Origin of the sequence: Pseudoalteromonas sp. APC 3691 (assembly GCF_030408135.1) — a bacterium.
Taxonomy (GTDB): domain Bacteria; phylum Pseudomonadota; class Gammaproteobacteria; order Enterobacterales; family Alteromonadaceae; genus Pseudoalteromonas.
This window is the reverse complement of the sequence record NZ_JASDCB010000099.1, coordinates 1-9272: the sequence shown is the minus strand read 5'-3', so window position 1 is coordinate 9272 and position 9272 is coordinate 1. Positions and strand designations below refer to the sequence as shown.

The window sequence follows — 9272 nt, the reverse complement described above, 5'->3', positions numbered from 1 at the left end:
TGCGCATCTTATACAGTATGCCTTCGAGCGTTTTTCTATGGTCGGGCTTATTATAAATTCGACCACTTAAGTACATTACTTTTGATAAGACATTCCATGTCCCGTCTGTTAACATTAATCTTGGCATGTAGGTTCGGTGTAAAGTTTTCTGGCGAATTCAATTATACCTTATCTTCATGCTGTTTGTTTTTCATACCACAAAGATCAACACGCCCTAATTTTTACGGTATATTTCATGCTCAATATCGTAAATATTTACACTTAGGCTGTCTGATGCTCTGCAATATGTTTTTAAGCACGAAAGTAGCAGTTCGCTTAGCATTTGCTTTTGTTCAATTGAGCGCCCAGCTAATATATGTACCGCAATATGTATAAACCCTGATTTTCCTGCGCCTAGTTGATATTGCTGATAAGCAATAGCGCGCGTTTTTATGGTTTCTAACTCAAATAAATCGCTTTCAAAGGCGGTATTGTGAATTTTTTCTACGAGAACTTGTGGTAATACAGGGAGGTCTTCTGAGTGTTCAATAATAATGTGCGGCATTTAGGCGTTTCCTATTATGAGTTACTGCATGAGCGAGAGTTAATTGTATCAAATACAACAGGGTTCGCTAAACCCTGAGCTATCTAAAATCTTTACTTTAAACTAATTTAGTCGTATTTATTTTTGATGTTAGTATAAAAACATACAGGTGAACCTTCGCTTAGTAACGTAGGTGCTAAGTTACTTATATATTAATTAAGGATAAGTATGAAATTACCACAAAAATTTAAACGTTTAGTTTTACTTGCAGGTGCTGTTGTTACATTAAGTGCTTGCTCTGATGATGTTGCGTCGGTAAGTCTTGGGTTATTTACAACTAAAGATGTTGTAGTTAATTCGCAGCAAGATCCAATCCTCGAAGGCGTTACTTGTCATATTAGTCATATAGAGGCTAATTTGGACTTTTCTGACCCGTCAGATATGTCTATAGCGTGTCGTCAAACAGGACCTATTACAGCGCAGCAACTACAAAAAATAGACCGCAGTAAATCAGGTGAGGTGATATTTAAATCATCTAAAAGTATATTATTTAAATCACTAAAAGTGCGCCGTATTTACGATGCTGAAAACCGTACCTTATTGTATTTATCGTATTCAACTAAAGAATCCAGTGGTAGCCACCACCATGCACTATCAACAGTGCCGCTATACAATACTCAAGCGTGGGATTGGGCGCTTACACAAAAAAACTAAACTAGCACCTAAACTAAAATCTAAAAGAGCACCTTATGTTAGCTTTATTCAAATCGGCACCTTTGTTGGAAGATCAAGAGCAGCAATGGCTTATTGATACATTTATTTGGGCTGTAGAAAATTTTGATGCTGAGTTTTTTACAAAGCACACTCAAATAATACTGCCAACGGCCACTTTTTTCCCCGATTCGGTATCGAGCATTGAGGAAATGGCGAGTAATGTATTTACCCGCGTTACTAATTACGCGGGTATGAATGCATGGCCTATTCAACTAGTTGCACCGCAGCAGTTACAACCGCAAGTTTTTCCGCACTTTGAATTTAGTGATGAAATACGTGGCGAAGGCAGTCATTTAATTGTGCCGCCAAGCCATAAGGTCAGTATCTCTTTTAATCCTAATCAGATTAATCAGCCACAAGATTTAGTGGCAAGTTATGCGGGTACATTGGCCACCATACTTATTCATCACGTTGGGGTGCTACCGCCAGGTGGTAGGGAGTATTTACCACAAGCTGCAGATGCCCTTGCTTGTTTTTTAGGGTTTGGTGTGATGATGAGCAACACGGTGTATCAGTTTAAAGGCGGTTGTGGCTCTTGTTATAATCCATACGCTAACCGTGAAGCTAAGTTAAGTGAAACACATACGGTATTTATGCATGCTCTGATTAGTTACTTTAAAAACGATAAAGTGTCTAAAAAACACTTAAAGCCGCATTTACGTGGTCAGTTTAAAAAAGCGCAAAAAGAAATTAAAGCATTGGTAAATAACTCGGCTAACCCGCTGTTATTAGCTTATTCGCCAAACTAGCAAGGATCTGCGTGGAATACTTAGATGAATTTTTACTGATTGTTATTGCTCATTTTTTTGCAGTAGCAAGCCCAGGGCCTGACTTTGCCGTAGTACTTAAGCAAAGTGTGCAACAAGGAAGGGGCAATGCACTCTGGACAAGTGCCGGTGTTGGCGCTGCTATTTTATTACACGTTGCCTATTGTGTTTTAGGTGTTGCGCTTATTTTAACGCAGTCACCTAGCTTATTTATGGCGCTTAAATATGTGGCTGGTGCCTATTTAGCTTATTTAGGTGTGCAGGCGCTTAGAGCGGCAAAACCACCAACAAGTAATCAAGACAATGTAGAAATAAAAACGGTAGTCGAAGAACCTCTTTGGCTTGCTTTTAGGCGAGGCTTTTTCACAAATGCATTAAACCCAAAAGCCACGTTATTTTTTATGTCGTTATTTACACTCGTGATTAGTCCAACAACACCTACTAGTATACAGGTAGGCTACGGCGTATACATGGCATTGGCTACGTGGGCGTGGTTTTCAATGCTTTCAATGATACTTTCTAGAAATAATGTAAGGGGTTTTTTCCAACAACGCGGTTATTGGTTTGACCGTGGAATTGGCGTTATTTTAATTGCCCTTGCAGTACGTGTTGTTATTTAACTTATTTAAAAAGTGTAGGAGATAAAATGCCGTTATATAATTTTTCGTTTGGCTCTAATATGTCATCTAATCGTTTGCTAGCGCGCTTACCGAATGTAAAGCGTGTAGGAACAGCGGTACTTAAAGGTTATGAGCTAACTTTTGATATGCTATTTAAAGATGGCTCAGGCAAGTGCAGTATTTGCCCAAGTGATAAAGAAGACGCGCTGGTTTACGGCGTTATTTATGAGCTTAATGAAGATGAAAAAGTTATTTTAGATAGTATTGAGGGCGTAGGTTACGACTGCGTAGATATAGCCCCAACGCTTTTAACGGGTGAGACTGTAACTGCACATTGTTATATAGCTAATACCCACGACAGCGACGTACTACCATACGATTGGTACATAAAACACGTTCATCGCGGATCACTTGAAGCGGGCGTACCAAAAGAATACAGTGATGCGATATTAAATCGCGCACAAAAAAGCGATACCAATCAAGAACGCGCAGCAATTGAATTTGCAGTTCATCAAAAAATAATAAAATAGGATTGATATGAAATTAACCAAACTTGCCGCAATTGCACTATTAGCGGGCACTACGTTTAGTAGCTGGGCACAAGTTGATACCAACAAAATTGACGATGTTATTAAAGCCTCAATGGCACGTTTTGACGTACCCGGTATGGCAGTCGCCATTGTTGAAAACGATAAAGTGATATTTGCTAAAGGCTTTGGTGTAACTAATCTCGATACCAACAAAAAAGTAAACAAAGACACTTTATTTGGTATTGCTTCAAACACCAAAGCATTCACTACTGCGGCACTGGCAAAGTTGGTTGATGAAGGTAAATTAAGCTGGGATGACCGCGTCATTGATCATTTACCAGAATTTAGATTATACGACTCATACGTAACACGCGAAATGCGTATTCGTGATTTATTAAGCCACCGCAGTGGGCTGGGACTTGGGCAAGGCGATTTAATGATTTGGCCAAGTACCGACAAGTCAGTTGATGAAATTTTAGCGGGATTACAGTATTTAAAACCAGCGAGCAGTTTTCGTAGTAAGTATGCTTATAACAACTTAATGTTTGTTACCGCTGGCGAAGTAGTTGCGCGTGTATCGGGTATGAGTTGGAATGATTATATCGAAAAAAACATATTGCAGCCGCTACACATGGACAACTCGCGCGCGGGATTTTCGCGTATTCCAGAAAGTAATAAAAACTGGGCAACCGGTCATATTCCTATGGATGGCACGCTTCATCCATTTTTTGTGAACTACCTAGAAGATTTTAGAGGTGCAGGTGCAATTGCTTCAAGTGTAAGCGACATGAGCCAGTGGCTTCGTACACAATTAGCAGGCGGTAAAATGCCAAACGGCAAGCAGCTATTTAGCGAAAAGCAACAAGCGCAAATGTGGCACCCACATATTACGTCTATGGCGTCTAAAAGCGCGTTTGAATCGTATCATCAGCAGTTTAGAGGTTATGGGTTAGGTTGGAGCATTGAAGACTATCACGGCTTTAAAAAGCTAGGTCACGGTGGTGGTATTTTAGGGATGGTATCGCAAGTTACTTTATTGCCTGAGAAAAAGCTTGGTATTGTTATTTTATCTAATCAACAAGCTTTTGGTGCGCTTTCGGCGGTAACCCATGAAGTACTTGAAGATGCGCTTGAGCTTGAAGATAAAGACTGGGTAGAAGATTTAGCTAAAAGTCATTTTGAAGGTAAACAACACGCGTACGCTAATGCAAAACCAGAAGCTCCGGCTGACTACCAACCGCAATTACCAAACATTAATTACACCGGTACATTACATGATGATTGGTATGGCGATGTGATTATTGAGCAGCTTGATAGTAAATTGCATATTGATTTTACGCATACCAAGCGCTTAAAAGGCACACTTGAGCATTACACTGGTAATACATTTATAGTTAAGTGGGATGAAAAACTGCTTGAAGCGGATGCGTTTATTCGTTTTGAAATGAGCTCACAAAACCGTGTAAATAGCGCTAAAATGCGTGCAGTATCAACAGCGGTTACCGACTTTAGCTTTGATTTTAGAAACCTGCATTTAAAGGCAAAGTAGCTAATAGCTTTGATATTTAAAATGTTGATATAAACCAAAGTCGCAAAGCCACCCGTCGGTGGCTTTGTTATATTAAGTTTTTACACCTTGTAAGGGACTTTTTATGCGTACCGCTGTTATTTCTCATCCTCATTGCCGTAAGCATAAAATGATAGACGACCATCCTGAGTGTCCTGAGCGCTTAGATGCAATTACCGACAGATTATTAGCCAGCGGTGTAGATGTTGGCTTAACCCACCTTCAAGCCCCTAAAGCCGAGCGTGAGCATTATTTACTTGCTCACGATGAATCTTTAGTTAAACACGTAGAAGCCACAATACCAACCGAAGGGCTTGCTAATTTAGATGGCGATACTTGGCTATGCCCAGATTCGTTTAAAGCGATTGAGCGTGCAGTAGGTGCGGGGGTTTTAGCTGTTGATGAAATACTTGCTGATAAACTCGATGCCGCTTTTTGTTCTGTGCGCCCGCCAGGGCATCATGCTAATAAAGATTCGTCATCCGGATTTTGTGTATTTAATAACTTAGCCATTGCTGTTAAGTACGCCCAAAGCAAAGGAGTTAAACGTATTGCGATTGCTGACTTTGATGTACACCACGGTAATGGCACACAAGACATTTTTATTGATGACGAAAACGTACTGCTTTGTTCGTTATTTCAGTATCCGTTTTATCCTAATACAGCGGTTAAAAATAATAGTCATATTGTTAATTCACCTCTGCCAATTGCTAGCAATGGCGACGACCTAAAAGAGGTGTTTACTGGGCAATGGTTACCAAAATTAAAAGCGTTTAAGCCTGAATTACTTTTTATAAGCGCAGGGTTTGATGCTCACCTAGAAGATGATATGGCAAGCTTAAAGTTTGTTGAGGATGACTACATTTGGCTTACCGAGCAACTATGTGGTGTTGCTAAAGAGGGCGGTTGCAAAGGGGTTATTTCGTATTTAGAGGGTGGCTATGCGCTATCAGCTTTAGGTCGCAGTGCTGTAGCGCATATAAAAGTACTTACTGAACTTTAAATAAAAAGAGAGTTTATAACCCTAGTAAATCAAACGCCTGCGCTGCACTTAGGGTTTTGATTTTACCAAGGCAGCATTGCCCTTCATTTAATAAGTAAGCTGTAACAAGCTGTGCTAGCTGCTCGCCATTCAATTTAGGGCAAGCAGTGCCTTGTAAATTAAGGAAGTCACCTTGCTTATTAAGTACTCGCACATCGCTTAGCTCACTTTGCGTAACGCTGTGTAAGCATTCTTGTTGCTCTTGTTGGTTATGGGCTATCTCAAGCTCATTATAAATAACCAATAACTGTGGGTAGCTGTTTAACATAGCTCGTTAGCCTACGGTTACTTCATAAGACGTAAATTTACGAATATTAATAACGCCTTTTTCAAAAATTAAGTATTGGCCTTTAATACCTTGTAAAATACCACTTACTACAGGGTCTTTGTCAAAGTTAAATGAGCTGATTTTTGTAGGATACTCGGTTACTGGGAAGTCTAAATCAACCACATCTTCATCAAGTTGTTCTATTGCTGTTGCACCAAATAATTCACTTAGCTCATTTAGCTTCTCACTAATTTGTGGGATCAGTTCGGCTGCAGCTGCTTTTAAGTCAATTGCTTCGTTTTGACCTTTTAACATATTGCGCCAATTAGTTTTGTCGGCAATAAATTCAGCCAATGCAACTTCCACTAAACCTGATTGCAGGCGAGTTTGCACTTTAAAAATAGGCAATGCTTGAGTCGCGCCTTGATCAACCCAACGAGTCGGTATTTGTGTGTGGCGGGTAATACCTACTTTTAACCCAGAGGTGTTAGCGAGATATACATAGTGTGGAGTCATACAATTTGCTTCGCCCCACTGTGGCTCTCTGCATGTGCCTTTATCATAATGGCAGGTTTCTGGTTTCATAATACACATATCGCAACTAGCAAGCTTGCGCATACATACAAAGCAGTGACCTTGAGAATAGCTTTTTTTGGTTTTTTTACCGCAGTTAGAACATAAAATAGTGCCACTAAAGGTAAGCGTAAGCTCCTTACCTATAAATGCATTTAAGTCTACTAAGTGTTCACCTACAGGTAAGTGATATTGTACTGGTTCGGTTAAGCTCGATTTTAGTTTACGCAGTGTGCCTTGCATCTTTACTTGGCCCCTAAAGATGTTAAAAAGAGGAGTCTAACATTTTTAAGCTATATTGGCTTTTTAAGAAGTGTAAATAGTCGGTGTAAGGCAGTGCTTTTGCGTATAAATAACCTTGGGCGGAATCAGCGTTCATATCTTTGAGCAAGTGATGGATTTCTTGGGTTTCTACCCCCTCAATTGTTATTGATAAATTGAGGTTATGCGCCATATCAATGGCTGTTTGTACAATAACTTGGTGAGTTGGGTTGTTAGGCAAATCAAAAACAAATGACTTATCTATTTTAAGCTCACTAAAGTGATAATTAACTAAGTAGCTAAGTGACGCGTAGCCTGTCCCAAAGTCATCCAGTACCACTTTAATACCTAATGCGGTTAACTCATCAACTAACTTTATAAGTGCATCTTGACTCTCTACGAAGGCCGATTCGGTTAGTTCAAATTTAAGTAAGTGTGCCGGCACTTGGTATTTAATTAAAATATTTTCTACTTTTTCGGCTAAATTATTTATGGTTAAGTTTTTAGCACTTAAATTTACGCTAATTGTGTGCTCGTTATAGCCATTTTTAGTAAGCTCAACTATGTCTTTACAAGCTTGCTCTATTACCCACAGTGTTAGCTCGTTAATAATACCTGTGTGTTCAGCAAGTATTATTAGCTCTTCAATTGATAAGTTGCTGTAAGTTGGGTCGGGCCAACGTAATAAAGCTTCTGCGCCACTTACTTGGTTACTGAATAAATTAATTTGAGGTTGATAGTAAAGCGCTAGTTGATTGGTTTGGATGGCTTTTTGCAACTTAGCAGCTAAAGCAACATCCATCATCAGGTTATTTGTGTTTGACGATGACCCAACTTGATTAGCGCTACTTTTTGCTTTTTTAAGCGCTAAATAACCACGTTTTAACCAATATTCAAAATCGTTACTTTTACCTGCACTACTAATACCTATGCTGTAGCTAAGCTGCAGGTTTAGTCCTTTAATTTCATATTGTTTTGGCAGGCTACTAATTATTTTTGTTAATAATGTTTCTAGCATTTCTTGGTTTTGTGTTTTAGTAGAAATACAGGCAAATACGCCACTACTCAAATCGGCTAAGCGTGGGCTGGTGTTTAAATCTGTTTCGAGGTTTGTAAATTCGCGTTCATGGCTTAGTTCTAATTCAAGCTCTTTGGCTACATGCTTTATGAGTGTGTAGCCCTGAGAAGAGGTAATAATAGTATTGAGCGAATTAAAGTGACGTATTTTTATTAGGCATAAAGTTGTTGAGCGGTTTTGACTTTGTAGTGCCATAAATGCTTGTTTTAGCTTAGAGCTATTAAGTAACCTTGTTTGTTGTGTGTGCGTGGCATGGTAAAGCGCACGCTCTCGCTGATACCTTACTCGGTCTGCTAATGCCATTGCCATTAAAATAACTTCACACAAAATAGCAACTAAAAAGGCATGGCGAGTTGTAAAGGTATACGGTAAAACTCCAGTAAGTTCCATAGGTTGAATTACCGCACCAATTATTAGTGGTATCCATGAAAAAACATAAAACTTAGCCCACCTAAAACCACTACGTAACTTGTTATATATTAAAATAATACAGGTAATATAAAGTAGTGCCATCACACCAAAAAATATAGGAGCCGCTATGTTCTCGGGAATAAATAAGCTACATACAGCAAGAATAAACATAAGCCAAAGTAGGGCGATGCTCATTTTGTAACGCCAGCATTTATCCTTATGGTAGCGCAAAAACATGATGCAAAAAGAAAGGGTGAAAAAAGCGACACCATAATTACTAAATACGACTTGTTCGTTTATAAGGAGCTGCCAGTGATTAGGCCATATATAAAAACCAAAACCTAATACAGCCCCCATTAGCGTAATAGCACTGACGATGTAGCCAATATAAATTAAATAAACACGGTCTTTTATGCCAAAATAAAGCACCAAGTTATAAAGCGCAGCCATCAATAGCACGCCTACAAAAATACCCCAGATCCCAGTTTGAGAGCGCACTAAGTCAATAAACTCTTTATCACGATATAAGTTTACAGGTGTTTTACTTATGCCGATTGTGTCTATTTTCATTACTAGGCGCTGTGACGACTTTCTTTCTACTAAAAAACGAATATGCGGTACGCTGTATTCAAACAAAGAGAGGGCTTCTTCTTTATCGCCGAGTTTGTATGTTTCAATTAGTTTGTTATTTTTGTCGAGGCGATAAACCGTAAGGTGATCGACCATAGGGTTGTCCCGTCCTAAAATACGTTGACGGTTTTAATTGAAGGCCAGTAGCTTTTGCTCCTAGCTTTTTTTGTGCACTTGGTTTGGTGTTTTCATTCCTAAACTCAAATGCGGCCTCATTTCATTGTATAT

10 protein-coding genes and 1 pseudogene are annotated in these 9272 nt (G+C 39.2%); 6 read left to right on the top strand and 5 right to left on the bottom strand.

Features of this window, described 5'->3' with window-relative positions; genetic code table 11:
• Together QL998_RS19635 and QL998_RS19630 are read right to left on the bottom strand one after the other, a co-directional pair.
• A pseudogene (locus QL998_RS19635) lies at nt 1-127 on the bottom strand (IS5/IS1182 family transposase); the annotation flags it as partial.
• An 87-nt stretch (nt 128-214) separates the two neighbouring features.
• The gene (locus QL998_RS19630; RefSeq protein ID WP_024590599.1) at nt 215-544 is read right to left on the bottom strand and encodes a 5-carboxymethyl-2-hydroxymuconate Delta-isomerase; all 330 of its coding nucleotides are present in this window, start codon (nt 542-544) and stop codon (nt 215-217) included.
• A gap of 207 nt (nt 545-751) precedes the next feature.
• Here QL998_RS19630 and QL998_RS19625 point away from each other — a divergent pair, with 207 nt between their 5' ends.
• The 6 genes from QL998_RS19625 (at nt 752) to QL998_RS19600 (ending at nt 5784) form a co-directional block, all read left to right on the top strand.
• Nucleotides 752-1237, top strand: a complete 486-nt coding sequence (locus QL998_RS19625; protein WP_076925008.1) for a CreA family protein — start codon at nt 752-754, stop codon at nt 1235-1237.
• Between the two features lie 35 nt (nt 1238-1272).
• Nucleotides 1273-2046, top strand: a complete 774-nt coding sequence (locus QL998_RS19620) for a hypothetical protein (RefSeq protein ID WP_007586497.1) — start codon at nt 1273-1275, stop codon at nt 2044-2046.
• 11 nt (nt 2047-2057) lie between these two features.
• Entirely contained in the window at nt 2058-2684 is a 627-nt protein-coding gene (locus QL998_RS19615; RefSeq protein WP_182193896.1) for a LysE family transporter, read from the top strand.
• Between the two features lie 26 nt (nt 2685-2710).
• On the top strand, nt 2711-3214 hold the full coding sequence (locus QL998_RS19610; RefSeq protein WP_121953767.1) for a gamma-glutamylcyclotransferase family protein: 504 nt from the start codon (nt 2711-2713) through the stop codon (nt 3212-3214).
• A gap of 7 nt (nt 3215-3221) precedes the next feature.
• Entirely contained in the window at nt 3222-4763 is a 1542-nt protein-coding gene (locus QL998_RS19605; RefSeq protein WP_121953768.1) for a serine hydrolase, read from the top strand.
• Between the two features lie 103 nt (nt 4764-4866).
• Nucleotides 4867-5784: a histone deacetylase family protein gene (locus QL998_RS19600; RefSeq protein ID WP_024600162.1), complete on the top strand. Its 918-nt coding sequence runs from the start codon at nt 4867-4869 to the stop codon at nt 5782-5784.
• Nucleotides 5785-5797: 13 nt separating this feature from the next.
• On the opposite strand, the gene QL998_RS19595 is transcribed toward QL998_RS19600, so the two are convergent.
• The 3 genes from QL998_RS19595 to QL998_RS19585 are packed head-to-tail and all read right to left on the bottom strand — an operon-like array spanning nt 5798 to nt 9140.
• On the bottom strand, nt 5798-6091 hold the full coding sequence (locus QL998_RS19595; protein WP_024600161.1) for a hypothetical protein: 294 nt from the start codon (nt 6089-6091) through the stop codon (nt 5798-5800).
• A 6-nt stretch (nt 6092-6097) separates the two neighbouring features.
• A complete protein-coding gene (locus tag QL998_RS19590; protein ID WP_182193898.1) occupies nt 6098-6907 on the bottom strand; it encodes a DUF2797 domain-containing protein in 810 nt (269 codons plus the stop codon).
• 22 nt (nt 6908-6929) lie between these two features.
• Nucleotides 6930-9140, bottom strand: coding sequence for an EAL domain-containing protein (locus tag QL998_RS19585; RefSeq protein WP_290193331.1), 2211 nt, complete (start codon nt 9138-9140; stop codon nt 6930-6932).
• Between the last annotated feature and the right edge of the window lie 132 nt (nt 9141-9272).